The 26,072-nt window shown below is 59.1% G+C and carries 27 protein-coding genes; 17 read left to right on the top strand and 10 right to left on the bottom strand.

The window, feature by feature from the left end; translation table 11 throughout:
* Positions 1-138: 138 nt before the first annotated feature.
* On the top strand, positions 139-1,305 hold the full coding sequence (locus tag RSO67_RS10815) for a glycosyltransferase family 2 protein (RefSeq protein ID WP_315843479.1): 1,167 nt from the start codon (positions 139-141) through the stop codon (positions 1,303-1,305).
* Here the strand turns inward: RSO67_RS10815 and RSO67_RS10810 are convergent.
* Genes RSO67_RS10810 through RSO67_RS10800 form a run of 3 tightly spaced genes read right to left on the bottom strand, consistent with a single transcriptional unit; the run spans position 1,238 to position 3,686 of the window.
* Entirely contained in the window at positions 1,238-1,792 is a 555-nt protein-coding gene (locus RSO67_RS10810) for a class I SAM-dependent methyltransferase (protein WP_315843478.1), read from the bottom strand. The genes RSO67_RS10815 and RSO67_RS10810 overlap by 68 nt on opposite strands.
* A gap of 17 nt (positions 1,793-1,809) precedes the next feature.
* Positions 1,810-2,547 (bottom strand): PIG-L family deacetylase, encoded by a 738-nt coding sequence (locus RSO67_RS10805; protein ID WP_315843477.1) that lies wholly within the window; start codon positions 2,545-2,547, stop codon positions 1,810-1,812.
* Positions 2,547-3,686, bottom strand: a complete 1,140-nt coding sequence (locus RSO67_RS10800) for an acyl-CoA dehydrogenase family protein (protein ID WP_315843476.1) — start codon at positions 3,684-3,686, stop codon at positions 2,547-2,549. Before RSO67_RS10800 ends, RSO67_RS10805 begins: the two co-directional genes overlap by 1 nt.
* A 90-nt stretch (positions 3,687-3,776) precedes the next feature.
* Between RSO67_RS10800 and RSO67_RS10795 the strand changes: the two genes are divergently transcribed.
* Positions 3,777-4,004, top strand: a complete 228-nt coding sequence (locus RSO67_RS10795) for a hypothetical protein (RefSeq protein WP_315843475.1) — start codon at positions 3,777-3,779, stop codon at positions 4,002-4,004.
* Between the two features lie 145 nt (positions 4,005-4,149).
* Here the strand turns inward: RSO67_RS10795 and RSO67_RS10790 are convergent, their stop codons facing one another.
* On the bottom strand, positions 4,150-4,359 hold the full coding sequence (locus tag RSO67_RS10790) for a hypothetical protein (RefSeq protein WP_309943806.1): 210 nt from the start codon (positions 4,357-4,359) through the stop codon (positions 4,150-4,152).
* Between the two features lie 963 nt (positions 4,360-5,322).
* Positions 5,323-7,248, bottom strand: a complete 1,926-nt coding sequence (locus RSO67_RS10785; RefSeq protein ID WP_315843474.1) for a PAS domain S-box protein — start codon at positions 7,246-7,248, stop codon at positions 5,323-5,325.
* A 581-nt stretch (positions 7,249-7,829) separates the two neighbouring features.
* Here RSO67_RS10785 and RSO67_RS10780 point away from each other — a divergent pair.
* The 12 genes from RSO67_RS10780 (at position 7,830) to xth (ending at position 17,967) form a co-directional block, all read left to right on the top strand.
* Positions 7,830-8,054, top strand: a complete 225-nt coding sequence (locus RSO67_RS10780) for a hypothetical protein (protein ID WP_184511624.1) — start codon at positions 7,830-7,832, stop codon at positions 8,052-8,054.
* Between the two features lie 96 nt (positions 8,055-8,150).
* Positions 8,151-8,366, top strand: coding sequence for a hypothetical protein (locus RSO67_RS10775; RefSeq protein WP_089261416.1), 216 nt, complete (start codon positions 8,151-8,153; stop codon positions 8,364-8,366).
* Between the two features lie 692 nt (positions 8,367-9,058).
* Entirely contained in the window at positions 9,059-9,220 is a 162-nt protein-coding gene (locus RSO67_RS10770) for a DUF2934 domain-containing protein (protein ID WP_081422126.1), read from the top strand.
* A 110-nt stretch (positions 9,221-9,330) separates the two neighbouring features.
* Entirely contained in the window at positions 9,331-10,191 is an 861-nt protein-coding gene (locus tag RSO67_RS10765; protein ID WP_315843473.1) for an SDR family oxidoreductase, read from the top strand.
* A 120-nt stretch (positions 10,192-10,311) separates the two neighbouring features.
* The gene (locus RSO67_RS10760) at positions 10,312-10,506 is read left to right on the top strand and encodes a SemiSWEET family sugar transporter (protein WP_315843472.1); all 195 of its coding nucleotides are present in this window, start codon (positions 10,312-10,314) and stop codon (positions 10,504-10,506) included.
* Between the two features lie 67 nt (positions 10,507-10,573).
* Positions 10,574-11,140, top strand: coding sequence for a phosphatase PAP2 family protein (locus RSO67_RS10755; protein ID WP_315843471.1), 567 nt, complete (start codon positions 10,574-10,576; stop codon positions 11,138-11,140).
* Complete coding sequence (locus tag RSO67_RS10750) at positions 11,137-11,475, top strand: DUF3147 family protein (protein ID WP_315843470.1); 339 nt, start codon at positions 11,137-11,139, stop codon at positions 11,473-11,475. Before RSO67_RS10755 ends, RSO67_RS10750 begins: the two co-directional genes overlap by 4 nt.
* Before the next feature lie 433 nt (positions 11,476-11,908).
* Positions 11,909-12,517: a cysteine hydrolase gene (locus tag RSO67_RS10745; protein WP_315843469.1), complete on the top strand. Its 609-nt coding sequence runs from the start codon at positions 11,909-11,911 to the stop codon at positions 12,515-12,517.
* A 762-nt stretch (positions 12,518-13,279) separates the two neighbouring features.
* Positions 13,280-13,789, top strand: a complete 510-nt coding sequence (locus RSO67_RS10740) for a (2Fe-2S)-binding protein (RefSeq protein ID WP_244528439.1) — start codon at positions 13,280-13,282, stop codon at positions 13,787-13,789.
* Positions 13,786-14,799 (top strand): xanthine dehydrogenase family protein subunit M, encoded by a 1,014-nt coding sequence (locus tag RSO67_RS10735; RefSeq protein ID WP_315843468.1) that lies wholly within the window; start codon positions 13,786-13,788, stop codon positions 14,797-14,799. The genes RSO67_RS10740 and RSO67_RS10735 overlap by 4 nt, the downstream gene beginning before the upstream one ends.
* A 20-nt stretch (positions 14,800-14,819) precedes the next feature.
* Positions 14,820-17,075, top strand: coding sequence for a xanthine dehydrogenase family protein molybdopterin-binding subunit (locus tag RSO67_RS10730; protein ID WP_315843467.1), 2,256 nt, complete (start codon positions 14,820-14,822; stop codon positions 17,073-17,075).
* A 121-nt stretch (positions 17,076-17,196) separates the two neighbouring features.
* Positions 17,197-17,967 carry an exodeoxyribonuclease III gene (gene xth, locus RSO67_RS10725; protein WP_120286781.1) on the top strand — a complete coding sequence of 257 codons (771 nt, stop codon included), beginning with the start codon at positions 17,197-17,199 and terminating at the stop codon, positions 17,965-17,967.
* A gap of 2 nt (positions 17,968-17,969) precedes the next feature.
* On the opposite strand, the gene RSO67_RS10720 is transcribed toward xth, so the two are convergent.
* A complete protein-coding gene (locus tag RSO67_RS10720) occupies positions 17,970-18,398 on the bottom strand; it encodes a hypothetical protein (RefSeq protein ID WP_315843466.1) in 429 nt (142 codons plus the stop codon).
* Positions 18,399-18,505: 107 nt separating this feature from the next.
* Here RSO67_RS10720 and RSO67_RS10715 point away from each other — a divergent pair, with 107 nt between their 5' ends.
* Positions 18,506-20,893, top strand: coding sequence for a PAS domain S-box protein (locus tag RSO67_RS10715; RefSeq protein WP_315843465.1), 2,388 nt, complete (start codon positions 18,506-18,508; stop codon positions 20,891-20,893).
* Positions 20,894-20,898: 5 nt separating this feature from the next.
* Here RSO67_RS10715 and dinB read toward each other — a convergent pair whose 3' ends face one another.
* Both dinB and RSO67_RS10705 read right to left on the bottom strand, forming a co-directional pair.
* Positions 20,899-22,011: a DNA polymerase IV gene (gene dinB / locus RSO67_RS10710; protein ID WP_315843464.1), complete on the bottom strand. Its 1,113-nt coding sequence runs from the start codon at positions 22,009-22,011 to the stop codon at positions 20,899-20,901.
* Positions 21,990-22,250, bottom strand: a complete 261-nt coding sequence (locus RSO67_RS10705; RefSeq protein ID WP_315843463.1) for a hypothetical protein — start codon at positions 22,248-22,250, stop codon at positions 21,990-21,992. The genes dinB and RSO67_RS10705 overlap by 22 nt, the downstream gene beginning before the upstream one ends.
* Before the next feature lie 510 nt (positions 22,251-22,760).
* Here RSO67_RS10705 and RSO67_RS10700 point away from each other — a divergent pair.
* Together RSO67_RS10700 and RSO67_RS10695 are read left to right on the top strand one after the other, a co-directional pair.
* Entirely contained in the window at positions 22,761-23,012 is a 252-nt protein-coding gene (locus tag RSO67_RS10700; protein ID WP_184511612.1) for a hypothetical protein, read from the top strand.
* 15 nt (positions 23,013-23,027) lie between these two features.
* The gene (locus tag RSO67_RS10695; RefSeq protein ID WP_315843462.1) at positions 23,028-23,189 is read left to right on the top strand and encodes a hypothetical protein; all 162 of its coding nucleotides are present in this window, start codon (positions 23,028-23,030) and stop codon (positions 23,187-23,189) included.
* A 1,116-nt stretch (positions 23,190-24,305) separates the two neighbouring features.
* Here the strand turns inward: RSO67_RS10695 and RSO67_RS10690 are convergent.
* Together RSO67_RS10690 and RSO67_RS10685 are read right to left on the bottom strand one after the other, a co-directional pair.
* Complete coding sequence (locus RSO67_RS10690; RefSeq protein ID WP_315843461.1) at positions 24,306-24,884, bottom strand: Crp/Fnr family transcriptional regulator; 579 nt, start codon at positions 24,882-24,884, stop codon at positions 24,306-24,308.
* A gap of 357 nt (positions 24,885-25,241) precedes the next feature.
* Positions 25,242-25,649, bottom strand: coding sequence for a hypothetical protein (locus RSO67_RS10685; protein WP_315843460.1), 408 nt, complete (start codon positions 25,647-25,649; stop codon positions 25,242-25,244).
* Positions 25,650-26,072: the final 423 nt, after the last annotated feature.

Below are 26,072 nucleotides of genomic sequence, written 5' to 3'. Positions count from 1 at the left end.
CTGGAGAGCGATACGACCTGGAACATGGACAGGCCTTCGCGCCAGTCTCCTGATAGAGTAGCCGCTGCGGCCCAGCTGAGGGAACATGCATCGAACCTGGCGATTAGCAGGCGCACCTACGCCAGGACGCTCCGCCTTATGAATACGAACATCGAGCCTTTCGCGATCGTCACCATTCCGGCCTGCGACGAAGCCGACCGGATCGAGCGGTGTATCGCTGCGCTGGCCGTCCAGCGCGACCGTTTCGGCGCGCCCCTTGCCGCGGACGCGTTCGAGATCCTGGTGTTTGCCAACAATTGCACTGACGGTACCTCGGCAGTCGCCAGACGTTTCGCCGACTCGGTCCCGCAGAGGGTGGTAGTCATAGAGGAGGAATTGCCGTCGGAGATGGCCAACGCCGGCTGGGCGCGGAAGCGTGCAATGGACCTTGCGGCCGACCGCCTCGATGCGCTCGGCCCGGGCGGTGTAATTATGAGCACGGACGCCGATAGCTGCGTCGGTCCCGCGTGGTTTTCGTCTAACCTCCATGAGTTGGCGAACGGTGTGGAGTGCGTGGCAGGCTACATCGATGCAGAACCGCTCGAGATCGTTTCGCTTGGACGGGATTTCCTGTCCCGCGGTAGGCTCGAAGATACTTACCTCAGCCTTGCCGCGGAAATCGTCGCGCGCTGTGATCCGCGAGCCCATGATCCGTGGCCGAACCATCGTGTCTCTTCGGGCGCGAGCCTGGCCGTAACCGTGGCGGCCTATCGGGCCATCGGAGGACTTCCTGCACGCGCTCTCGGCGAAGACGCCGCCCTTACGGCTGCGTTGGACGAGGCGGGATTCAAGGTTCGTCACTCGCTCGACGTCGTCGTCCAGACGTCCTGTCGGATCTTGGGGCGGGCGCCTGGCGGAGCGGCCGACACCATGCAACGCCGGCTCGCCGATTTGAATGCTCCTTGCGACGACGATCTTGAGCCCGCATTGCAGATCGCCCGTCGCGCCATGTACCGATCGCTTTTCCGCCGGGCGTGGCAGAGTGCGCTCGAAGACGGTCCGATGTCCGCCCGGTTGTGCATTCCCTCCGACTTCGTTCGTCGCCTCCGTGCCGAGGAGGCGACGCTTCGTGAGGCATGGGAAGCCGTATCGGGCAGAAGTCCTGTTCTCACGGTTCACCGGACGCTACGCCCCTCGGAGCTGCCTCGGCAGATCGCGATCGCCAGAATGATCGTCGCAAGCCTGAGGGCCGCCGCAATCACGCGGACAGCCGCTCCAGGCGGTAGACTTCATCGCGAAGGATCCGGCGAGCCGGAACTCGCTTGACGACGGCGTAGGCGAAAGCGTCGCTGGCCTCCGTTCCTCTCAGCGGATAGTCAGTCGCGCCCAGCCAGTGGCAGAGGACGATCTCTCCGTCGGGAGCGAGGACCCTGCAGCAGTTTTCGGCCACCGAAAGGAGATCGGCCCGGCTGAAGTAGTACAGCACTTCAGACAGCACGATGAGGTCGAAGGCGCCGTCCGGGAATTCGGTCGGCAGCACACATTCCTCGAAGGCGACGTTCGGCGGCGCGTCCTTTCGCGCAGCTTCCAGCGCCGTGCGGGACGCGTCGATCGCCAGCAGTTGCCCGCCTCGCTGCGCGAGCCTTGCCGTCAGGACCCCGATCGAGCAGCCAACTTCGAGGATACGATCGTAATGAGCGCGCGTAAGAGCCGACAGAGTGCGGTCATATTTCTCCCGCTCGTAGGCGCTGGTTCGGAATCCCCAGGGGTCGATATCCTGCCGGTACCGTTCCTCGAAGTATGAAGCGGGCAAACTCTCTATGTGCCTCCTCATCGGGAGACCTCGTAAACGTACTCGTGCTCGCCAAGGAACGGCGCCAACGTCTCTTCGGTGAACCGGAAGCCCGTTGGATCGTCTTCGATAAGCGTGGACATCTGCGAAGCGTGGGCCGCGATAGCGCGGTGCTTGAGATCACGTTCTCCAGCGATATCCAGCCGGTGGCCCCGCGGGAAGCCTGGGACATCGTCGTCCTGATCGAGGTGCCACCCCCAGATGGGGTAGGCCCAGAGCCTGACAGCTGGGTTGGCGACTCCGGCCGCCTTGGCGATGGCAGCGGCCGCCTGATGATCGCAATGCGGATCCCGATCCCACGTCACAAACAAAGCCTTTGCGCCCGTCTCCTGAAGAAGGTCGGACACAGCGCGGACCGCCGCGTCGAACTGGGGTCCCTCCAGAGGGGCTTGCGTGTCGGGGAGGTCGAGATGGCGTACGAACGCCGGATGGAGGCCCAGAATTTCGCCTGCCGCCCTGACTTCCGCCTTCCGGAGATCGACCAGCCGTTCCGGAGGGTACTGGACCGACCGGGGGTGCGAGCCTGCACCATCGGTCAAAACCACGACGTGAACCTTCTGGCCTGCTTGGCAGGCCTGAGCGATCAGACCGCCAAGACCTAACGTCTCGTCGTCCGGGTGCGGCGAGAGAATTAAGAAGGGCGCACCCTCCGTCAGCGCCTCGCGCGAGATGATAGGAAGCGCCTTCGTCACTTTGAGATATTCCGAAACCTTCACTAAAAGTCTCCTGCCGACCGCGACGAATTCAGAAAGACCTGAGCCCCATCGCTCATGGCGCGGTCCGGCACCGGTTGCCGCAGATACGTCGCCAGGTCGCGGCAGATGCGCTCAACGTCGTGAGGACGCACAAACGCCCGAAGCCCGATGCCTCTTTGGACGGTCTCCATGACAGTCAGGGCGGATCGTTCGACAACCAACCGGGTGAGGTTTGCGAAAGCCACGATGCTCTCTGGATCATCCTCGACCGCCAAACGCCGCGCGGCGTCCTCCACCCAAAAGCGCGCCGTCGTCGCGTTGGCGACACAAGTCGCAAGGCGCTCGAGCTGATACGCGTCTTCGCCCCTTGCTGAGGAATTAAGGTGCTCTCGGAACAGGTCGACTAGCCGTTCCGTTGCGCCGGTATGGACGGCGCAGAAGCGCCATGCGCCGCCCGAGAAGTGCGGCTGTCGCATGAAGTCGCCGGGAGCGCCGATCCGCTCACGATCCGTGATATGTCGCCCCGTGAAGTCGACCGTCCCGGTCGCCGTCGCGCGCATGCCTTGCGCCTGCCAGCTGGACGTGTCGTGCGCATATCCGATCTCGAGGTCGAGCAGGCACATCTGCTGCCCCTCCGGCGCTGATGCGGTAACTAGGGGACGCGTCACGAACCCGGCGCCCGACGCCAGGATCTTGCGGCCTTTGAGGACGTTGCCATCCCGCTCCGGGATGATCCTCAGGCCCTGCGCGTCGTCGGCGCCCCATACTGCGGACAGCGCACCGTTGCGTACGCTTCCCGCGAGACTTTCGATCTGCGCTTCAGTCCCGTAACGGCAGACGAGCCCCACTGCGTTGATGTGGCCCTCAAATATACGGGCGAGCGAGAGGTCCGCAGCGCCGATCAAACGCAGGATAGTGCAGAGCTCGGCGCCGAACCGCGGCTCCCAGAGACCGTTGCCGCCGAGCTCGTGAGGCAGTGGGCTCATGGCCAATCCGCTGAAGCGGAAGTCCGTCCAGACGTCCGGTGCGATGTGAGCAGTTCTGTCCGTATCAAAGGCGCGGCTTGAGAGCTTCGCGGCGAAGGCCTGCGCATTCTCCAGCAGTTTGTGATGTTGGGAAGGAGCGAGAATGGCGGTGTCCTCACGAAAGTTGGCGAGCATGCGATGAAGTCCGCAGCGCACCGATAGTTCCGATCTGCTGGAACGAGTCTCATTCCTTGCGTTGTCTTAGGACTCTTTGGGATAAACTATATGGCGATCATCGAACTGCAGCCGCACAACGAGAACTCCGAGACGTGGCTGCTCGTCTGGGCCGAGCGTCAGGAGATCGTCGGACGCGTCCGACGGGGGGAGGATGGGTGGTTCCATATCACCGCTCACGGACCGCACTGGAGCCCCATGAAGAGTTTCGCCGGCGACAAGTTCGACGACCCGTCCGAGGCTCTGAAGCAGGTTCAGGCATATTTCGGAAACCGGTAGGGCACTGTCCTACAATAAGCAGATAGGACAAAGGCCACGTCGTCATGGGCGATGCGGCCTTTCTTTTTAAGCATTATCTAGTCGATCGTTCGAAGCACCAACCGCACATGCGAAGGGCCGTAGGCGCCAGCGGGCCGCGGCCATCCTAATGCGGTTTGAATAAACTTACGACGAAGTCGTCGCCGACGAGGCGAAACGACGCTAGGTCCATTCCAGTCCGGTCCATTTCCTCGATTGGAATCCGTAATGGACCGCCGCCAAGCCGCTTCAACATAACGATCAGCAACTGATCTTTGAAACGATCGACGAGACCATCGCCGTTAAGTCTCGGATCACTTCCTAGTGCAGTCTTCATGAAACGCTCCGCGGCCGCTTAACGGCCTTTGCTGGTGAATCGTGGGCAAAGACGCTGCCTCCAAAGAGATCCAAGCGATTCATCGCCCAGGCGCAAGCACGCCGGAAAAGGTCGTTAGATAGCCAAGGCTCAAGTGGCGGAGACTAGGCGACCTTGATCGTTGAGACTGCGAAAGCGAGTTCAAGAGTCCGGCGACTTCACTGTATGACCAAGTGAAAATTGTTAGCGTTGTTCCCAAGATGTACCGCTGACATTGGTCCATCCATCGAGCAGAGCCGTCTGCCATGCGAATTATTACTACTGCCGCGGCGGCAATCAGGCCGACAGCGTCAACGTAACCAAGATCCGAAGTCCCGCCCCATTAAGGCGATCCGCTGGCCCGCTGGCGTCCCGTTGCCGACCGCCGGCCGCAATATGGGCGCAACCGGGCAAGCCGTGAAGGAGGGAGCGAGGCCTAGTCCTTCGCCGCCTTTGCTAGGATAGCCCGTGCCTGCTCCAAAATCCGACGTGCAATTTCAAGCTTGGCCACCTGCTCGGCGTCTATCCCGGGGATTGTGGTTCCGTCCTTTGTGACCATGGCAAACACTTCCACGCTGATGAACGCGAAAACAGTTTGATCTTAAAAGCACGTTCCAAAGCTGGCGCGAAACGGCGTCGCGGCCCTCAAGGACAGCGAACAAGGCGGTAAGCAAGACGATCTGCAACGTGGAGTCTGACAGAAGGGACATGGCGCCCGTACTACGTTCCTTTCGCAGGTGCGTTCCAATCTAAACTGCGTTCTCAACACTCTGCATTTAGATAAAATTACGGCCACGCAATCGAAGGCATCGTCGCATCGCGAACCCATGAGGGACCTTCGCCTTGCTCCATCGGCTCTCGCCATGGCAGGCAAAGTGTCATGAGCCGATGAGGCTGACGCTAGTCAAGACAGGTGGGCGTAAGATCCGGTGCATTGATTGTGGTTCAATTTAATAGAGCACCCTTCGATCTTTGGTGAAGGGCTGTCTGTAAGGCACTACTCAGCTCATGAAGCTCGTAAGGTTTTCGCAACAGCAAAAATTCAGAGCCCAGTTTCCGCGCTGCGTCACTGTAGCCCGTTGCGAGAACGACGGGGATGTTCGGGTAATTCTGCCTAAGATGGCGGGCGAGGCCGAGACCATCCATTTTTCCAGGCATCACGACATCGCTGAAAACGAGGTCGATGCCGTCGTGCTCGATCTCGCGCAATGCGGACTCCGCGTCCGGTACGCATTTTACGCGATATCCCAACTCTTCCAGAAATACGGCGCTGGCGGTGGCAACATCCGGATTGTCTTCAACAAGAAGGACATTGCCGGCGCCTTTGGCCAGAACCTCTGCTTCGTGCGCACCTGCATGGCCTTCGCCACGCGGAAGCCGAATGGTGATTTCCGTGCCAGCGCCGAGCTTGCTTTGGATTTCGACACGACCGCCGGCCTGGTTGGCAAAGCCATGCACCTGTGAGAGTCCCAATCCTGTTCCTTTGCCGACGGGTTTGGTCGTGAAAAACGGATCGAACACCTTCGCAATGACATCCTCGGGAATACCTGCGCCGGTATCAGCCACCTTGATCTGCACGTACTCGCCTTTATCCTCTCCATCCCTGACTCGGTAATTTGCTGCCGTAATCGTCAAGGTGCCCCCGTCGGGCATGGCGTCACGAGAGTTGATGCTGAGATTGATGAGTGCAGTTTCGAGTTCGGTTGGATCCGCGAAGATTGGCCAAACTCCGGCCGGTACGGAGATTTCGAGCTTGATCGCGCTACCCAGAACGGTAGCCAAGACCTCGCGTACAGCTTGCACGGTCTCTTCAAGATTGAGCAGCGTCGGAGCGACTTGCTGACGCCGCGCAAACGTCAGCAACTGACGAGTAAGTGCCGCGCCGCGACGAACGCTTGCCTCAATCGCTCCTGCTGCCTCGATCACGCGGGGGACAATGGCATGCCGTTTGATCAGCCGAACGTTACCAGTGATTGCCATAAGGAGGTTGTTGAAGTCATGAGCCACTCCGCCGGTCAGCTGACCGAGCGCGTCCATCTTCTGCGCTTCCGCCAGCTGCTTTTGCATGCGTTCAAGCTGCTGTGCTGCTTGACGTCGCTCTGTGATGTCGCGCGTAATCTTGGCAAACCCGATCAGCTCGCCTGCGTCATTGCGGACGGGATCAATGACCACACTCGCCCAAAAGAACGTGCCGTCTTTGCGGACGCGTAAGCCTTCTTCTTCGTAACGGCCCTTTTCACGTGCAATGCTGAGAGCACGCGCTGGTTTTCCCGCGTCCCGGTCGCCGGGGGTATAAAAGCGCGAAAAGTGCTGACCGATAATCTCGTCAGGAAGATAGCCTTTGATCCGCTGACCGCCGAGGTTCCAGCTGGTGACATGACCTTCCGGATCAAGCATGTATAACGCATAGTCCGTGACATTGCTCACTAACAGGCGAAAAAGATTTTCGCTTTCGCTCAATGCGGAGCGGGCTTGCAACCGTTCGGTGATGTCCCGCGTGATCTTGGCAAAGCCGACAAGGACATCGTTTTCATAGATGGCGTCGATAACCACGGACGCGAAAAACCGCGTACCGTCTTTCCGCATCCGCCAGCCTTCCGCTTCGAAGCGCTTATTCCGGCGTGCGGCCTCCAATGCGGTGGCGGGAAGTCCGGCTTCGCGATCCTCCGGCGGATAGAACACCGAGAAGTGCTGGCCCACGATTTCGTCTGCGCCATACCCTTTGATCGTCTCGGCGCCTGCATTCCAGTTTGATACGATGCCGTTGGGGTCGAGGAGATAAATCGCATAATCTGTGACGCCTTGAACGAGAAGTCGGAAGGCGCGTTCGCTTTCTAAAAGATTGCGCTCGTTTTTTGTTTTTGGCATCATTCACTTTCCGCGAACCAATCCCTCTGGTAGAGGGCGATAACTGCCATCGTTTAGCGGCACGGGAGTCGCAAGTCAGAGTAGGCTCCCCCACATACGCGGCACAAGAACACTTTTACCGTCAAATTCGGAACCAAAGTTTGCTTTAAGGGTTGTCTCTGCCGTCTCAGATTAGCCGCTCGTTACGGCGATAAATTCAAATTTCTAGAAGAGGGCAAGGCGGCCGGCCGGAGGATCGCCTAAGCCGCGGACTGCTTCGAGCAATCGGGGTGCGCTTGGCGCGAGGCTGATGCGGGTGAAAGATCTTCGACGGCAGCATCAGCGCAGCGCCGGATCTCTTCCGAAACGTCGGCGGCCCAATGCTCGAAGGTGTAAGGCGATGCTCCCTAGGCCTTACATTCCCGGCGCTGTAGTCCTGCCGTTGCTATCCGGCAGAGCGCTTATTCTGCGTAACGCCGGCTCGCGCGAACCGCCGGACCAGGTTTTCAAAGCGCAACGGGAATGATCTTGGACCGGGAAGAACCGTCTTGCCCGGAACAATACTCATAGTGAGTGCTTGTGCAACGACCCGATGAGGACGCGCCATGACCGATCAAGACACGCCACGCGTAAGTGACCAATTGTCAGATCTAAAGGCCACCGTGGCGGATGGTGTCAAAGCCGTCGCATCAACAATAGGAGAAGCAATCGAGGAAGGCAAAAAGCCCGGCAAGCCGCTCGACATACTAAGCAAGCTTACGCGTGAAGCTCCGCTCGGTATGTTGTTGGCAGCATTTCTCATTGGCCGGGCACTGGCACGGCGGCGATGATTAGGACGTTTGCCTTTTGAGATCGTCGAGCGTGACGCTTTTGGGAAACATGAATCTAGCAGTGGCTTGTGCCCGACAGTTATTCCGGAGGACATTATGGGTTTAGCAACTTATGCCGTCATCGAATCTAACGATGGCTGGGGCGTTCTGCACGATGGAGACGTGGAAGGGAAATTCCTGACCAAAGAGTCTGCTTTCGAAGCAGCCGTCGCTGCAGCGTCTCTTGCGATCCGGCAGGGACACGAAGTCCATGTCAGCGCCCCGAGCAGCGAAGCCGGAAACAAGACAGCACTTGGCGGTGCAACAAATTGACGGGGGCTCAAGCTCCGTGAAAGGATATGAATTGGGACGAGATGATGATGGCACCGTAGTAAAGTCAGCGCGCAAAGCACGCGGCGCCGAGCCAGGGCCGTCGGTTCGCAACGTTTTAATTTGGAGCCTTGGCTTAGTTGTGGCCGCCTTTGCCGTTGTATATTTCCTGTTTTTCAAAACCTAGCCGACCGTCAGCTGGTGGCGGCGTACCCGCTTGGAGACGCCGATCAGGTTGCCGTCTGTAACGTAGAAACGACTTACATTCCTTCCTCTTTTGAGGTTGAACGTCCTGTTCGCATGGTGGCCGTTCCGATGGCCCTGCCTTCGCTCCAAACGTGGAGGAGCTTTTGCTGTCATAGCCGTTGGTATGCAGTAGCCGGATGAACTCGTCCATCGAGGTGTTAAGCTGTCGGTACGCTCGGCAGCTTCCGGTGTGAGGGTGCGGCCAAACAGCCGGCTGATGGATTCGCGAAAAGCCATGAGAGGCCCCTTTTTCGTGACAGCGCTTTTCTGCGCGGACGAGAGAAAGGTTCATTCGGGAGCGACAGTCCTCACGGAATATTCTTGGACGGGGAACTGGTCACATAGTGGCGTCTTAAGCGCACAAGCAATTATAGCGATCGATGCGATCGCCTGCATGACTGTTCCAAAGCGATTCGCCGCCGCAATTATCCGTTTTTGAGGAGAGACCGATGCCCCGATACTCTGAAGAACAGATCCGAGAGTACGCTCACAAACTTTGGGAAAGGGAAGGTCGCCCGGAAGGTAAGGCCGATGACTTCTGGCACCAGGCCAAAAGCGAGCTCGAAAGCGATGCGCCTGGCGACGAAGACCCGAAACCGATGCCAGAGTAGGAAAAAGCTGCCCAAGCGCCCCTTCGTCATTGGGCGGGGCGATGTCGCCACCGGCGGAACGCTGCATCCAATCAAGCGTTTTCGATTGGCACTTATCTAGGAGCTGGTTCATGCCCCATTGTTATCCCGCGCCTCCTTTTGCTTCCCAGAAACAACCGATGCCCGGCCGAACGGAGGCCATGCAGCCTCGTCCCGATCATGGCGAGAGCAGCTACAAGGGGGGTGGTCGATTGCAGGGCATGAGAGCGGTTATTACCGGTGGCGACAGCGGGATCGGCCGCGCTGTCGCGTTGGCCTACGCACGCGAAGGTGCCGACGTCTTGATTTCTTATCTCGATGAGACCGAGGATGCCCTCGAAGCTAAAGCTTTAATCGAGCGCGAAGGCCGCAAGGCCATAATGGTGCCAGGTGACATCCAGCATCGGCGCCATTGCGACGTGATTATCGATAAGGCGGTAAGGGAATTGGGCGGGATCGACATCCTCGTTAACAACGCCGCGCATCAAGCGACGTTCAAGGACATCGGCGACATTTCCGATGACGAGTGGGATTTGACGTTTAGGACAAATATCTATGCAATGTTCTACCTGACAAGGGCCGCCGTGCCTCACATGAAGCCCGGAAGTGCGATCATCAATACCGCGTCGGTCAATTCGGATATGCCGAACCCCACCTTGCTGGCCTATGCAACGACGAAGGGGGCCATTCAGAATTTCACAGGCGGCTTGGCGCAGATGTTGGCCGATAAGGGCATCCGCGCAAACGCGGTGGCACCGGGACCGATTTGGACGCCGCTCATTCCATCCACTATGCCAGACGAAGCCGTTAGAAATTTCGGCAAGCAGACGCCGATGCAACGTCCCGGACAGCCCGCAGAGCTTGCGACCGCCTACGTGATGCTCGCAGATCCACTCTCAAGCTACGTTTCCGGGGCCACGATCGCCGTTACAGGTGGCAAACCTTTCATCTAATCGGATCGAACGTTGCGGCAAAGCAGTGGGGTCTCATCGGTGTCCAGCATTTTGCCGTGGGTGGGAGGGTTCGCCGCTGTCCTGACTTAGCTGTCGTACATTCCACAAGTCCGGAAAGCATTGCCCCGGAGCTCAACCAAAGATCTGTCGCTCAAGATGCTTGTGGTGCTGACATCAGGCCTCGGTCTCTGGATCGCCTACGGTCTACTCAAGGGCGACTGGATCATCGTTCTGGCGAACAGTATCGGCTGTGCGCTGACAGCAACCGTGCTCGGCTGTAAAATACGAGACATTCGCGGGGAGGACTCTGCATAGGGAGCGGAACCTGGCTGCATGATCAGGGTTTAGAGTGCCTGCTATCTAGGTGTCATACGGAGATGCCATGCGGCCAATAATGGTACCACCCACTCTCCTTGATCGCGAGGTCGCAGCAACCGCCGTTCGGCACGCACATGCCGCAAGCGAACAAGTGGCCGAAGCTCTGACGTGGGGCGCGGACGAGCATGTTCTCGTTGTTGCTGCAGCGGCCTTCTGGCTCCTGTCGCGTAGCGGCTCCCCCCGGAAGCGAACTGTCGGTACGCATTTTCTGGCGGCCTCGGTGGCCACGGCCGTTGTGCCACATGCACTGAAGCATGTTTTCAATCAACGTCGACCGGATAGGCTCACCATTCTTGGCCATCTACACGGAGTACCGATCTCAGGCCGCCCGAATGATGCGTTCCCCTCGGGGCACGCGATGCATATGGGGGCTCTCGCGAGCGCAACATCCTCATTCGATCGGCCGTATCGCGAGCTGACCTGGACGGCTGCGGTCGGTATCTCGCTGACGAGGATCTATGTTCTCGCGCACTGGACGAGCGATGTGGTCGCGGGCTTCGCCAGCGGATATCTGATTGATCGGCTATTGAGACGCTGGACCGGCTACGGCAATGGGACGACGACGCCATGACGGATTACGCCGTCCGATTTTTCGTTGGAGGGGCAGTGGTCTCGATATTCGCGCTGCTCGGAGACGTGTTACGGCCTAAGTCCTTTGCGGGACTCTTCGGCGCCGTGCCATCGGTGGCCCTGGTTTCGCTCGCGCTCGCAATCTTCAGGCATGGACCGGACTACGTCTCTACGCTGGCTGCTTCGATGATGGCCGGCGCGACCGCTCTTCTCGTGCTCAGCTTCGTGACGTGCCGTCTACTCAAACGCGCGGGGTTGTCAGTTCTATCTGTTACCCTGCTCGGGTTTCCCCTGTGGCTGGTAGTCGCGTTTGGCCTCTATGGAATGGTGGGCTGAATGCTTGTTCGAGTCTCATTCTCGTCGTTGAGCGATGGTCGCTGGTACGAATACATCGTCCGGTTCCTACTGGGCGGAGCATCGACTGCAATAACGGGTCTGATCGGCACACGTTGTGGGCCGGGCGTCGGCGGTCTGTTTCTGGCATTTCCAGCCATGCTCTGCGCCAGTGCCACGCTGGTCGAGGCGCACGAAAGGCGCCGCAAAAGGGAAATTGGCCTGCATGGCAAGAGACGTGGTGAAGACGCCGCTGCGCTCGACGCCGCCGGAGCGGCTCTGGGAAGCATGGGCCTCGTTACGTTCGCTCTCACAGTTTTCCTCCTAAATGCCGCGGCTCCCTGGAGCAGCTTGGCGCTGGCATCTCTGGTATGGGCGGCGACCGCAGGTTCTTGCTGGTGGACTTACAAGAGACTTCGCAGGACGTGGACCTGAGATGGGCGAGCTCCGATCAAGAATAGACACCAGTCGGGCAGTGCACTTGTGTCTGGATATGCAGAGGCTGTTCGGTCCCGAAGGGCCTTGGCCGACGCCTTGGCTCGAACGTGTCATGCCGGCGGTGGAAAGCCTCGTCGAGCGTGACCCGGCACGGACTGTCTTTACGCGCTTTATTCCCCCGGCGTCGCCCGAGCATGCAAATGGGATGTGGCAGAGCTACTTCCAAAAATGGCGGTTGGTCACGCGCGAACGTCTGGATCCGCACCTCCTCGAGCTTATGCCCCCTTTGCAGCGACATGTCCCACCGGCGATTGTCTGCGACAAGTCTGCGTATTCTGCGTTCTCGAATGGAAGACTTCACGATATTCTGCAAGACGGTAACGTCAATACCTTGATTGTGAGCGGCGCGGAGACTGACGTCTGCGTTCTCTCAACCATCTTGAGTGCCGTTGATCTGGGCTATCGCATCATCGTTGCCCAAGACGCGATATGCAGCTCAGCTGACGAAACTCACGATGCCTTACTTGGCTTGTACGCCCAGCGTTTCGACCTACAGATCGAACTGGCAGATTGTGCCGAGATCCTTGAAAGATGGTCGCAGGCTTGAATGCAGTCAGGGCTAGGGCCGGACGGGCGAAGTGTTTGGCGCGCGCGCCACCGGAGCGGGCGACCAAGACCCATAAAGAGGAGACCCCGATCATCGGGGTCTCCTTCTGGCTGGCATCACGCGCTAGTTGCCGCCGGCACCACCACCTGCGCCACCACCAGCACCGCCGCCGCCGCCCGAAGTGCGACCTTCGGCAGAGCTGTTAGACCCGGTAGTTCCAGTCGCTGCGTTCGATCCACTAAGGGAGCTCGCATTGTTGCCAGTCTGCGATCCTGCAGCGTGCGGCGCCGCGTGTGGAGTGCTCGATGTCGGGCGATCGACTGCCGTCCCTGTACTGGTGGTGCCGGGCTGTGTAACGCCGTTGCCTGCGGAATTGACCTGAGGCGCGCTCGGATTTGCACCGCTCTGTGCGAACGCAGCAGGAGCAATCATCAGTGCTGTTGCCGTTACTGCTATCAACGTCTTCTTCATATTGTCCTCGTTCCTTGTCATGCCCCGAGCTGGATGAATTAACTTGCTCGTTTGTTGTTCCTGGCGACGGACATCACGCAACGGTGGAACAACACTCGCGTCTCCTTCACCCATTTGCCAGAGGCGGTTCCGACAGCATCCTGGCGGCCTTCCCACGGCGCGCCTGAGACGCCAGAAGCGGTAAGGTTGGCCTCGCCGACCGGTGCGGGCAAGCCGATCCTGAGGGCGGAAGAAAACGGAACATCCTACGATTAGAATGGTTCTGATGGCGAACGCATAGCGAGGCGCCCCGTGAACCAGATTCCACCTCACCCACAGATCCCAATTTCCCTGACGATCAACGGAACGTTGCACGAGCTCAAAGTAGAGCCGTGGGTGACGCTGCTAGACCTGTTGCGCGAGCGCCTCTCGCTCACCGGGACTAAGAAGGGATGCGATCAGGGACAATGCGGCGCCTGTACCGTGCTCGTCGATGGCAAACGCGTCAATTCGTGCCTAGCACTCGCGGTATCGCGCGACGGCGCCGAGATCACCACTATCGAAGGTCTGGCTCAGAACGGCGAACTGCATCCGCTGCAGGTCGCCTTCATCGAGCGCGACGCGTTTCAATGCGGCTACTGTACGCCTGGCCAAATTTGCTCAGCGGCGGGCCTGCTGGCGGAAGGTCACACCCGTAGTCGGGCCGAGATACGCGAGCATATGAGCGGCAATCTGTGTCGCTGCGGCGCCTATACCAATATCGCCGACGCGGTCGAGGACGTGCTGATGCCGCGCATCGCGGCGAAGGAGGCCGCCGAATGAACCGGTTCGAATATATCCGCCCGGCCACAGTGGCCGATGCCATCGCGGCGCTGAATGAACCTGCAGCGCGCGCGCTGGCGGGTGGCACCAATCTCGTCGACCTCATGAAATACGATGTGGCGCAGCCGTCGCGGCTGGTCGACATCAACCGGCTTCCGCTCAAATCGATCGAAATCACTTCCAGTGGAGCGCTGCGCATCGGCGCGCTGGTCACCAATACCGATCTGGCGTGGCATCGAGACGTTCGGGACAAGTGGCCGATACTGTCAAGCGCCATTCTTGCCGGCGCATCGCCGCAATTGCGAAACGCAGCTACAGCCGGGGGAAACCTGATGCAGCGAACCCGCTGTTATTATTTTTATGATCCGTCCACAGCCTGCAACAAGCGACAGCCAGGAAGTGGCTGCTCCGCCATTGGCGGCGTCAATCGCATTCACGCCATTCTCGGCGCGAGCGATAGCTGCATTGCGGTCCATCCGTCGGACATGTGCGTCGCGATGGCTGCACTCGATGCATCCGTCGAAGTCGAGGGGCCGGAGGGCAAGCGATCGATTCCAATTTCTGGTTTCCACCGCCTCCCCGGCGGCGAGCCCGAACGCGACAATACGCTCAGGGTCGGCGAGCTCATTACATCGATCATTATCCCCGAGCCGGACTTCGGACCTTGTCACACCTATCTCAAGATCCGGGACCGGCTCTCCTATGCCTTCGCGCTGATCTCCGTCGCCGCCGCGCTGCGTGTGGAGGAGGGCATCATCCAGGACGTCCGGATCGCGCTCGGCGGGGTCGCGCATAAGCCATGGCGGGATTTTGACGCAGAAAGATCGCTGAAAGGCGAGCGAGTCGGGATCCAGAGCTTTAAGCACGTCGCTGATTTCATTCTTCGTGATGCGAAGGGGCAGGGCGACAACGACTTCAAGGTCGAGCTTGCTCGCCGCGCTATCGTTCGTGCCCTGGAGCAGGCGGCTGCGGGCACGCCGCAGGATCAGGCCGACAAATCGCTCCACTAGAAAGTTAACGGGAACATCGCATGTCAGTTGGTGAAATCACGCATATCGGACGTCCGACCAACCGGGTCGACGGTAGGCTGAAGGTGACCGGCCAAGCGCACTACGCGGCGGAGTATCCTGCTGACGATCTGCTCTATGGCTACATCGTTGGTAGTACGATCGCCGCTGGACGGATCGCGGCGATGCACTTGGATGCAGCAAGGCTGTTTCCAGGCGTCGTCGAAATCTTCACGCACGAAAATCGCAGCAAGGCGGCATGGCTTGATCGTAGCTGGCGGGACGAAGTCGCGCCTCCTGGCCATCCGTTCCGGCCGCTGCATTCGGACCGTATCCTGTTTGACGGTCAGCCGGTCGCGTTGATTGTCGCCGAAACGTTCGAGGCCGCGCGCGATGCGGGCTCCCTGGTTCGCATTGCCTATGATGTCGATGCGCATTGTACCGAGCTTGAGGCGAAGCGGGCAGAGGCCTATGTGCCTCCGAAGAAGCGTAGCGGTATTCCGCCGCCGCCGGACCCGCGCGGCGATGCCGAGCAGGCGTTTCAAGATGCGCCCGTCAAGATCAGCCGCGATTACCTGATCAATGCCGAGCACCACAATCCGATGGAGATGTTTGCCACCACCTGCGTGTTCGAGGGCGACGGCAAGCTTACGATCTATGACAAGACGCAGGGCTCGCAGAATGCGCAGGGCTATGTCACCTCAGTGTTCGGCCTGCGCAGCAAGGATGTCCGCCTGGTCAATCATTATGTGGGCGGCGCCTTCGGCGCCGGCTTGCGGCCGCAGCACCAATTGTTCTTCGCCGTCATGGCCAGTCTCGAACTCGAACGCTCGGTCCGGGTGTCGCTGACGCGCGCGCAGATGTTTCATATCGGCTACCGGCCGGACAGTTACCACACCGTCTCGCTCGCCGCCGATCGCGATGGGCGGCTGCAGTCGATCATGCATGATGCCGTTGCCTCGACCTCCCATTACGAGGATTATCAGGAGGCTGTCGTCAATTGGTCGGGCATGATGTATCACTGCGACAACGTCAAGCTGACCTATCAGCTTTCCAAGCTCGATACGGCCACGCCGTGTGACATGCGCGCACCCGGCGCAGCCATCGGCGTGACAGCGCTCGAATGCGCGCTCGATGAACTTTCATACGAACTCGGTATCGGTCCGCTCGAAATTCGACGGATCAATTTCGCCTCGAAGGACGAAAACACCAACAAGCAGTTCACATCCAAGGCGCTTCTGGAATGCTACAGCGAGGGCGCTGCGGCATTTGGATGGGAGAAGCGAAGCCCCAAGCCGCGTGCCATGAGGGAGGGTCGCGAGCTGATTGGATGGGGCGTCTCAACGGGAATGTGGGACGCCTTCCTGCAAAAGGCCCAGGCCACTGCGACTCTCAAGGTGGACGGGACGCTGGAGGTGGCAACGGCGGCGTCCGATATTGGCACTGGGACCTGGACAATCCTGACGCAGATCGGCGCCGAAGCGTTCGGATTATCACTCGAAGACGTTCAGGCCAGAATCGGCGATTCGACTCTGCCGATGTCGCCGGTCGAAGGAGGTTCGTGGACCGCAGCGTCAAACGGTTCGGCAGTTCAGGCCGCATGTGAGGCGGTCAAGCATTCTCTGTTCAAGCAAGCCAGGAAGATGGCCAACTCGCCGCTTGCGGATGCAAGTTTCGAAGACGTCGAGGTTCGGAATCGACGCATCTTCCGGACGGATGATCCGGCGCGCGGGCTTACCGTTTTCGAGGTCATGCACGCCGCCGAGCTCACGGAAATCACCGAGCAGGGCACAGTCAGCCCGAACCTGCGGCAGATGCTGAAATATATCAGCTACACGAATTCCGCCGTGTTCGCGGAAGTGCGCGTGGATGAAGATCTGGGTGTCGTTCGCGTGACGCGCGTCGTGTGCGCGGCGGCGGCGGGCAAGATCCTTAATCCCAAGACGGCCCGCAGCCAGATCCTAGGCGGTGTGGTGATGGGAATCGGCATGGCGCTTCACGAGGAAGCCATGACGGATCATCGCCTCGGCAAGATTATGAATGCCAATCTCGGCGAATATCACGTTCCGGCCCATGCCGACATCGAGGATATTGAAGTGATCTTCGTCGATGAAAAGGACGACAAGGTCAGCCCTCTTGGCGTCAAGGGCCTGGGCGAGATCGGCATCGTGGGAACCGCGTCTGCCGTCGCTAATGCGATCTTTCACGCAACTGGTGCGCGGGTGCGTGATTTTCCCATCACGATTGACAAGATTTTGAATGCTCCACGACCGTCCTGAGTTCGTCTCGTACAGACCCAACGGTGGCATACGCCGATGGAGCTCCACGGCTTACGGCTTTGGAGTCCGGGCCGCTGCATGACTGAGCTAAATGTCCGTAAGCCTCGGATCGGGAGAGCGCGTGAAGATTGCGACCTTCAACGTGAACAACATCAACAAGCGACTGCCCAATCTGCTGGCGTGGTTGAAGTCGTCCAAGCCGGACGTGGCCTGTCTTCAGGAGTTGAAGGCCGCCAATTCCGAATTCCCGGAAAGTGCGTTGCGTAAGGCGGGCTATTTTGCCGAGTGGGTTGGGCAGAAGACTTGGAATGGCGTCGCAATCCTCGCTAGAGAATCCAAGATCGTGGTAACGCGCAGGCGGTTGCCTGGTGACGAGAGCGACGAGCAAAGCCGATACATCGAGGCTGCCGTCGACGGCGTTCTCGTTGGCTGCGTCTACGCACCCAACGGCAATCCGCAGCCGGGACCGAAGTTCGATTACAAGCTCACCTGGCTGAAGCGTCTGAACGCCCACGCCGGCAAGCTGCTCAAGTCCGGTGCTCCTGCCGTTATCGCCGGCGACTTCAACATCGTGCCAACGCCCTTCGACATCTACCCGACCAAGTCGTGGGACAAGGATGCGCTCGTGCAGCCGGAAAGTAGGGCGGCGTTCGGCAAGCTCCTCAAGAAGGGGTGGATCGATGCACTGCGCGAACAGCATCCGGATGAGCCGATGTATACGTTCTGGTCGTATTGGCGGAACCGATACGAGCGTGACGCTGGCCTTCGCATTGACCATCTGCTTCTCAGTCCTGCGCTGAGCCCGCGGCTTGCGCAGGCCGGTGTCGACCGAAAGGTGCGCGGCAAGCTGGATCCAAGCGACCATGCTCCAGCGTGGATAGTGCTGAAGTAGCGCTACGCCTTACTTTTTGCTTTCCGATCGACCCGGACGTCGCGGAATTCCTCGGGCCCTTTGAGCAGGCGCCGCTTCCGACTGGCCTGATCGTCCGCACGGGCGCCCTTGTCCGTCAGCTTGTCGATTGCGCCGGCGGCCATCTCACTGGCACGGGCGCTATGAGCGACGTTCTTTCTGCGAGACGGTTTAACGGTAAGGCCCAGTTCGACAAGGCGGCGGACAGCTTCTGAGAGTTTCGGAGCGTCCGGCTGAAACTCGGCCCAATGAACAATCCTGCCGCGTAGTTCGTCTGCGGCGCGAAAGCCGAGCATTGGCGTTTGGCCGGTCGCAGGTCGGCCTTTTGATTTTTGCTTTGCTACTGTCGTTTTCTTCATAAAATAATGTTTAGCATAAATGCCAGACCGCGAGAAGTTGGAACTCTGCGTCATGTTATTGAGTTGCGATCTCCGAGGGCACGCTGTTTTAGCGGACTTTCCCCCTGCGCCTTGCTAAACAGTGTGAGAGCGGCCGATCGCCGCATGATGGCGAGGAAGCCGTGGCGAAAGAACTGACAGCGTCCGAACAGGCCCTGCGCGATCGGGAAAGCGAACTCGCGGAGGTCCAACGGATCGCGAAAGTGGGCGGTGTGATCGTCGACCTGCGCGATGGATTTCAGAACCGACGATCACCTGAATATCTCGCCATACACGGGTTACCCCCTGAAGCTGCAAACGAGACACATGAAGACTGGGTCGCCAGGCTTCATCCGGACGACCGGGAGCGCGCTGAGCGGCAATTTCTGGACCTTCTGAAAAGCGATGCGGAACGTTATTCTTCGGAGTATCGCATCATTCGGCCCAGCGACGGGGAAATTCGTTGGATCGTAGCAGAGGCGCGTATCGAGCGTGATCCAGAAGGCCGACCGCTGCGGATGATCGGCGCTCATATCGATATCACGGAACGTGCGATCGCCAGAGAGGCGCTACGCGAGAGTGAAGAGCGGTTCCGATTGATCGCCGACAGTGCGCCAGTCCCCATGTGGGTGACACGTCTTAATCGGACGCGGTCCTTCGCAAACAAAGCCTACCTGGAATTTCTCGGCCTTGGATATGAAGAAGCGTTGGCTTTCGATTGGCGGACCATCCTTCACCCGGACGATATGGCGCGCGTCGTGCGCGAGAGCGTTGCAGGTGAGGCATCTCTAAAGCCGTTTGTGCTCGAAAGCAGATATCGACGTGCGGATGGCGTGTGGCGTTGGGTCAGATCCGAATCTCAACCCCGATGGGACCCGGCGGGTAAGCATATCGGCTTTATTGGGGTTGCCCACGACATCACGATTGCAAAAGAAGCAGAGATCGAACTGCGTGGGTTGAACGAGGTACTCGAACGGCGGGTTGAAGAGCGAACCGCGCAACTTCATACCCACGAGGCTCATTTACGAGCCATTTTGGAAACGACCAACCAGTATCAGGGATTGCTCGCGCTCGATGGTACACTCGTTTTCGCGAATGCGGTCGCACTTGCCGCCATCGCGGTAGAAGCGAAGACAGTGCTCGGGATGCCGTTCTGGGATACGCCCTGGTTTACTGCGACGCCCCGTATGCCCGAACGAGTTCTCAGCGCGTTTAAAACCGCACTGAGCGGCGATGCGTGGCGCGCCGAAGTTCAATTGAACCTATCCGGCGCGGAGCGGCATCTCGACCTCGCCATGCGCCCAGTATTCGGCAGTGGAGGTAGGATTACAGCCGTCTTGGCAGAGGCCGTCGATGTGACCGAGCGTCGCCGGAACGAGGACGCTCTGCGCCAGGCTCAGAAGATGGAGGCGGTCGGACAACTCACCGGAGGCGTGGCGCACGACTTCAATAATCTCCTGACGATCATCAGGTCAGCCACAGATTTTCTTCGTCGGCGCGATCTTCCAGAGGAGAGGCGAGGGCGCTATATCGACGCAATCTCCGATACTGTTGACCGGGCGGCCAAGCTGACCAGCCAGTTGCTTGCGTTCGCTCGCCGGCAGCCGCTTGCTCCGCGCGTCTTCAACGTCGGCACCCAGGTCGCGAGCGTTGCGAACCTGATTCGGCCACTGGTCGGCGGCCGGATCCAGATTGATCTGGATATTGAGGCTGCCGCCCAATTCGCCATGGCCGATATAACCCAATTCGAAACCGCCTTGGTCAACCTCGCAGTCAATGCACGCGATGCCATGAACGGCGAAGGGCGCCTCGTTATCGGTGTCGCGGCAGCCGACTCGATTCCGGAGATGCGCTCTCATCCTCAGAAAGAGGGCGACTTCATCGCGGTTTCCGTAACTGACTCTGGCGTCGGCATAGCTAGCGAGTACCTGGATGCGATCTTCGAACCATTTTTCACGACCAAGGACGTGGGAAAAGGAACGGGCCTCGGCTTGAGTCAGGCCTTCGGGTTCGCCAAACAGACGGGCGGCGAGATCGGCGTCAGCAGCACGCTTGGAGCGGGCGCGACGTTCACAATTTATCTGCCGCGGGCCGAAACTGGCGCCGAAGTCGAAAGCAGCGCGCCGCCATTAGCAAGCGCAGCGACAAGCGGGCGGGGGCACCGCGTTCTTGTTGTCGAGGATAATACGGATGTTGGGGGATTCTCGACAGAGCTTCTGCAGGATCTCGGATACGCAACCGACTGGGTGACGTCAGCTTCCGCGGCACTGGACGTTCTAGCCAAGGATGAATTCGCATTCGACCTCGTGTTTTCGGACGTCATCATGCCCGGCATGAACGGGGTGGAGATGGCCACGATTATCCGCGACCAATACCCTGGATTGCCGGTCGTTCTGACAAGTGGCTACAGCCACGTTCTAGCCGAAAACGCCCATACAGGCTTTGAACTCATCCAGAAGCCGTATTCGGTTGAGCTTTTGTCGCGCACGCTGCGCAAGGCGATCACTGATCGACGGACTGAATCGGCTTAGCGCTGCTAGATTGGTAACTGGAACTGGGATTGCGCGTCGTCCCCGTCAGTCTGAAGTGTCGATAGTGAAACACCGAGAAGCCGCACGGCTTTCGGCAGTGGCATCGAGCGTTCGAGAAGTGATGCCGCGACCCGTTCGAGCTCTTCGCGGTTTGATACGGCCGTCGGCATTGATTGGCTTCGTGACATGATCTCGAAGTCAGCGAACTTCACCTTCAGCGTGACGGTTCGCCCGCGGTTCCCTGTGTTGGCACAGTGTTGCCACACCTTGTCGACGAGGGGCTGCAGCGCGGCGATCATGGTGTCGAACTCGGTGAGGTCGTCGGAGAAAGTGTTCTCGGCGCCGACGGATTTCCGCATGCGGTTGGCGCGGACAGGACGCTCGTCGATGCCGCGTGATATCCAGTAGTAATAGGTCCCGGCTTTGCCGAAGTGTGCCTCCAGGAACGTCAGCGACTGGTTCCGGATGTTTAGTCCTGTCTGGATACCCAATGCGTTGAATTTAGCCGCAGTCGCCGGTCCGATGCCGTGGAACTTGCCGACGGGCAGGGTCTCCACAAAGGCGAGTCCCATCTCCGGAGAGATGACGTACTGACCGTTTGGCTTGCGATGGTCTGAGGCGAGTTTGGCCAGGAACTTGTTGTAAGAGATGCCGGCGGAGGCATTGAGCCCTGTCTCGGCTTTGATTTTAGTGCGGATCGCCAGTGCGATGTCGCGCGCCAGTGGGATGCTCTGAAGGTTCTCGGTAACATCCAGATAAGCCTCGTCCAGCGACAGCGGTTCGATGATCGGCGTGTGCTCGGCGAAGATCTCTCGGATCTGCTGGCTAATGGTCTTGTAGACCTCGAAGCGCGGTTTCACGAAGATTAGATCTGGACACTGACGTTTGGCTATAACGGACGGCATCGCCGAGCGGACGCCGAATTTGCGGGCTTCGTAACTCGCTGCTGCCACGACCCCACGCTCCCGAGAGACGCCGACGGCGACAGGTTTGCCGCGTAGCTCTGGATTATCCCGCTGTTCGACTGATGCGTAAAAGGCGTCCATGTCGATATGGATGATCTTACGCTGTCGGATTTCCGGCGCGACGTCGTTCGTCACCGGGCCATCGGTTTCCATTTGCCGTCTCTGATCGCCAGCATCGCCTTCGCAACCGGGGTCGATGCGCGATCGGCGGGGCCCTCGGCCGCCGCCTCGACGGCGCGCCAGTCGATCAGAACGGTGCCGTCCGGAGCGACCTCATAGAGACCCACACCTACCGGAGTGCCTGAGATGCGCTCGGTTCGGACGGGGCGCTGCGTGATGTCTTGCGCCAGCGCGGCAGCGGGCAGCACCATGGCAAGTACGGCGATCCACATTATGCGCATCTGTCCTTCTTCGGGCCTCGGACTACGATCTTACAGGGCAAGCAGATCGGATCGTCAACGGCCAAGGATATGGCGTCTCGAACGCGGGTCAGCAACCATTGTCCTCTCGGCTGCCGGTCGGTTCCTGGCAGGTACGATTGAGGAGGCGCAAATCCGGGCAATCTGGGAAGGGCGCGCTCCGACGCCTAGTCCACCAGACGTTTCATTAATGGACCTGTTTGTCCAATACGGTACTTCGCAAACGGAGGAGCTTAGACGAGGGGGCGCATCTACGATCTGGTTTTGCATCTCCAGAATGATAAAGAAGCGATTGTACACGGCCAAGATGCTCTCCGGCCGCGGCTTCCTGCACGCTTTTCGTTAGTTTATCTGACCGCCACGAGAAGAGCTTGGCGGGCCGGGGATTGCCACGAGGCTGTTAGTGGGGGCCCGATGCGGAACGAGTCAGGCAGCGCTACGTTCGACTGACAAGGGCTTCATGAACAGATTGGCTTTGGTTCAATGCAAAAGATTATAACGATCAGCGCTACAGCGCTTCTCCTCGTCGGTGCCACGATGTCGTCGGCGTCCGCCGAAAAGTCCCGCCGGCACCACACTCAGCAGGGCGTCACCTCCGGTCAAGGCATGACCACCGGTACCGGCCGCACATATACTGGCGGCAATACCGCTCTGAAGGGCAACAGCGGCAATTCCGGGCAAGGGGACAACTCGCTGGGCAACATCAAGGGCGGCAACATCGGCGCCGGCAAGTAGCATTTCGGAGAGACCATGAGCAAAGAAAATCCCAAAGATGATCCCCGCACGGAGTCAGAGTGGGCTCCGACGAAACAGACCGACAAGCCCTGGAAAGGCGTGCCGGAAAAGGAACAGTTTGCTCAGGACCGGGAAAAACCGGACCTTGAAAAGTGGCAAAGGACCGACACTCATTGACGATTGCGGCGGACGTGCATCGATCTTTTCGACGGGGCGACGATTGAGCCGTCCGAGCAATATGCTCGGGCGGCTTCTTTGCGAAAATGGTTTCGCGTCTTATGGATGGATGTCCGCTAAACGGCGGCGTCGATCCTCTCCTGCGGTTTGGCCCACGGCTCGGACACGTATGGGTGCTTCCGGCAACGGCATTCGCGACGTCTTCGGTGGGGGACCGTCATCCTCATCAAGGGATCGGAGAGCTGCGAGAATATCACCGATCCTAACAGTCTCATGGGAGCCGGGAATTTGGCGTAGCCACGGCTTCCCTTCGACAGTAAACGCATCCGATGCCCAAGCGGCTAGGATGCATCGCTTTTGCAGGGTGTCTAAGAAGGGATTGGCAAGAACCTCCCGCGGGTGCGAGAAGGTGCTGGCGAGGAGAGAATTTGCGTGGATTTCATTCATCGACATGGCAGCGCTTGTCATGCTGGGCCTCCTAACTCCTTTCGTTTAAAGGCGATTATCGATGTAGATTTTCGCTGCTTTCGGTCAAGGGGTGACGCTAAAAATTTTCGGGGCGCTTCTTGGACTGCCGGGCGCTGTCTTAGTGTGACGTCAGGCGCAGCGCTGTTCTACGCCAACGGCGGTCGCGCATGGGCCGATAATCGCTTTTCGATCGCCGGCCTGGGCGGCAGCTTCAGCGAGAGCAAAGCGGTCGGCGCTGGCGTGGAATACATGTTCGCCCCTACTGGTCGCTCAAGGGTGAGTACATGTACGCCGACTATGGCAGCGAACGTTATCTGACTGCATCTGCTCCGGACGGTCTGGAGCTTGGTGCCACCACCCACACTGTGAAGGGCGGCATCAACTATCACTTCAACTTCTAAGTCCGAACACTGAATTCAGCAGACCGGGGCCCGGCGAAAGCCGGCCTTTTCCCTGTCTACGCATAATATCGGCCAATGCCGGGAAGGCGTTACCGGGATTTGGTCAGAGGCTAGTGTCGGTCAGACCGCGACGACCGCCGAGATGCTAAGAACCGTGATCGCGTTGTGCGGCCTCTCTACAAACTCGACAGCGGTCTTGAGATTGGCATAGGTGCCGCCATTGTGCTGTTCGTTGACAATCGCGATGTCAGAACGGCTCGCGTCGCAGATGCAAGTAGCGAGGGTTGAACTCGCCGCAGTCCGCCAGACCTGCCCAATTTCTGATGGTAAGAGACCCGCTCTTGAAGTCAGCAAGGTCGCTGTCTCGAAGGTTGGCCAAAGCGCGGTTTACGGTAGCTAGCGACAGCCCGAGAGCCTCTCCCAGCTGATTAAGACCTATCGGCAGAATACACGTATCGTCACGTGTCAAGCCGGAAGCCCGCGATCGGTAGAAGAGTTCGCAGAAGAGATGAGCCATGCGGGCAGGGGCGGACCGCGCGCTATTGTTCGTGATTGCCTCACGGAAGATGGCTGCGTCGATCAAGGTTTCACGCCAGATTGCAGCGCCAACCTTTGGTCTACTATCGAATAACTTCATCAAGTCCCGATGCGGGACCGAGGCGACGACGGCCTTGCCGATCGCGCAGACGGCATGATCCATCACCTCGATGAAAAGACACTGTGAATCCGGCATGTCGCCAGCGAGATGAAAGGACAAATACTGGCGTGCGCCGTTCGGCAGGAGATGATAGCGAGCCAGCATTCCTTCGACGACGATTGCGGACACCTTGGGTCGATCGCCTTGCCGAATGAAGTCCTCATGACTATCCAATTCGCGGACAGAGCACGGCAGCCGGCGGATCTCCAAAAGATCTTCTTGGCTCAGGTGCGAGTGCTCTTTCAGTTTTTTTATAAGGACGACTAGAGGGTCGATTGTAGCCTCCTACGCGGCTGAACCTGTTCGCCTGCGCTCAGCATCCTAGTCATCTTGACGGTGGCTTCAACTCGCTCGAAAGCCAACCCTTGCTGCGCTCCATCGGATCGACCTCGCACTTTGCGCATTTGAACTCCGAATCTCCCTTTTCAAATGACGTCATCTTGCGATTGCACTTCGGGCATTTCGGCGCTGCAGACCCAATAACTGTCATTGGGTTTGCTCGCGAGCGCTGATCTCCCGCCGGACTTCTCGAACACTTGCGAAATGCAGCCCAAGTTCACGAGCACGCTTTTTGACGGAAGCCATTGGTCGCTTCATAGCCGCACATGCTCGTAGAAGCGTAGCCCCCTCTGCATGCAACTGTTTGAGCTTCTCCAAATCCGCATCTTGCCATGCGCGGGTTATCAGCTGACGCTCATTCATGTCGGTTCCTCCAACGGTTCCGGGAGGGAACCACAAGCCAGGAGGTGACGTCGTCTCATTTGAGACGAATTGCCGAGAGCGGATCTCAATGTTTTTGCGGTGCACCTTCGCCGTTTTGCCACCCCGGATCCTTGCCACCCGCGGCGTCGTCTCCACGTTGCTGGCGATGTAATCGCGCGTGGTGCCTTCCATGGTCAGACTTCTGCATGTGATCGGTGGTGTCCTCGACCGAGGCTCACCGCGCAAGTTGAGGCAGCAGAAGCTTGCGATCGAAGAGTGATGTCCTTGAGAGCTAGGCAGTGCGCGTCGGGCCTGACCGGCTTGTCGATACTGGAGGATGCTGTCTGGTTGCTCGAACAGCAACGTTAGAGAACATCGTTGTTTAAAGGCCCAGCGGGTAGGTCGCTCTACCGCCGGGCCGACCGAAGCGAGGCTTCTGGGGTCAAGATTCGGTCGCTGTCATCCTGCGTTAACTCCAACCGTAAATCCATCAGCCGTTAGATTGAGGCAACTCGCTCAATCCTGTTCTCGAAAAGTGAACGTGGAACAACTTTGGAGCGAAGTGCCGTCGCCAACATCTTGCAGACGCACATCGGTTCACCTTTGACGGTAGTG

The sequence above is a fragment of the Tardiphaga sp. 709 genome (genome assembly GCF_032401055.1).
Lineage (GTDB): Bacteria > Pseudomonadota > Alphaproteobacteria > Rhizobiales > Xanthobacteraceae > Tardiphaga.
This window is presented reverse-complemented; position numbering and strand designations above follow the sequence as displayed.

What these genes read in the sequence shown, in the direction of transcription:
- RSO67_RS10775 (WP_089261416.1), top strand. Translation starts at nt 8,151, where the DNA reads ATGGGTTTAGCAACTTATGCCGTCATCGAATCTAACGATGGCTGGGGC.
- RSO67_RS10695 (WP_315843462.1), top strand. Translation starts at nt 23,028, where the DNA reads ATGAGCAAAGAAAATCCCAAAGATGATCCCCGCACGGAGTCAGAGTGG.
- RSO67_RS10730 (WP_315843467.1), top strand. Translation starts at nt 14,820, where the DNA reads ATGTCAGTTGGTGAAATCACGCATATCGGACGTCCGACCAACCGGGTC.
- RSO67_RS10700 (WP_184511612.1), top strand. Translation starts at nt 22,761, where the DNA reads ATGCAAAAGATTATAACGATCAGCGCTACAGCGCTTCTCCTCGTCGGT.
- RSO67_RS10685 (WP_315843460.1), bottom strand. Translation starts at nt 25,649, where the DNA reads ATGGAAGGCACCACGCGCGATTACATCGCCAGCAACGTGGAGACGACG.
- RSO67_RS10790 (WP_309943806.1), bottom strand. Translation starts at nt 4,359, where the DNA reads ATGAAGACTGCACTAGGAAGTGATCCGAGACTTAACGGCGATGGTCTC.
- RSO67_RS10735 (WP_315843468.1), top strand. Translation starts at nt 13,786, where the DNA reads ATGAACCGGTTCGAATATATCCGCCCGGCCACAGTGGCCGATGCCATC.
- RSO67_RS10720 (WP_315843466.1), bottom strand. Translation starts at nt 18,398, where the DNA reads ATGACGCAGAGTTCCAACTTCTCGCGGTCTGGCATTTATGCTAAACAT.
- RSO67_RS10785 (WP_315843474.1), bottom strand. Translation starts at nt 7,248, where the DNA reads ATGATGCCAAAAACAAAAAACGAGCGCAATCTTTTAGAAAGCGAACGC.
- RSO67_RS10800 (WP_315843476.1), bottom strand. Translation starts at nt 3,686, where the DNA reads ATGCTCGCCAACTTTCGTGAGGACACCGCCATTCTCGCTCCTTCCCAA.
- RSO67_RS10755 (WP_315843471.1), top strand. Translation starts at nt 10,574, where the DNA reads ATGCGGCCAATAATGGTACCACCCACTCTCCTTGATCGCGAGGTCGCA.
- RSO67_RS10815 (WP_315843479.1), top strand. Translation starts at nt 139, where the DNA reads ATGAATACGAACATCGAGCCTTTCGCGATCGTCACCATTCCGGCCTGC.
- RSO67_RS10795 (WP_315843475.1), top strand. Translation starts at nt 3,777, where the DNA reads ATGGCGATCATCGAACTGCAGCCGCACAACGAGAACTCCGAGACGTGG.
- dinB (WP_315843464.1), bottom strand. Translation starts at nt 22,011, where the DNA reads ATGGAAACCGATGGCCCGGTGACGAACGACGTCGCGCCGGAAATCCGA.
- RSO67_RS10765 (WP_315843473.1), top strand. Translation starts at nt 9,331, where the DNA reads ATGCCCCATTGTTATCCCGCGCCTCCTTTTGCTTCCCAGAAACAACCG.
- RSO67_RS10770 (WP_081422126.1), top strand. Translation starts at nt 9,059, where the DNA reads ATGCCCCGATACTCTGAAGAACAGATCCGAGAGTACGCTCACAAACTT.
- RSO67_RS10745 (WP_315843469.1), top strand. Translation starts at nt 11,909, where the DNA reads ATGGGCGAGCTCCGATCAAGAATAGACACCAGTCGGGCAGTGCACTTG.
- RSO67_RS10750 (WP_315843470.1), top strand. Translation starts at nt 11,137, where the DNA reads ATGACGGATTACGCCGTCCGATTTTTCGTTGGAGGGGCAGTGGTCTCG.
- RSO67_RS10780 (WP_184511624.1), top strand. Translation starts at nt 7,830, where the DNA reads ATGACCGATCAAGACACGCCACGCGTAAGTGACCAATTGTCAGATCTA.
- RSO67_RS10705 (WP_315843463.1), bottom strand. Translation starts at nt 22,250, where the DNA reads ATGTGGATCGCCGTACTTGCCATGGTGCTGCCCGCTGCCGCGCTGGCG.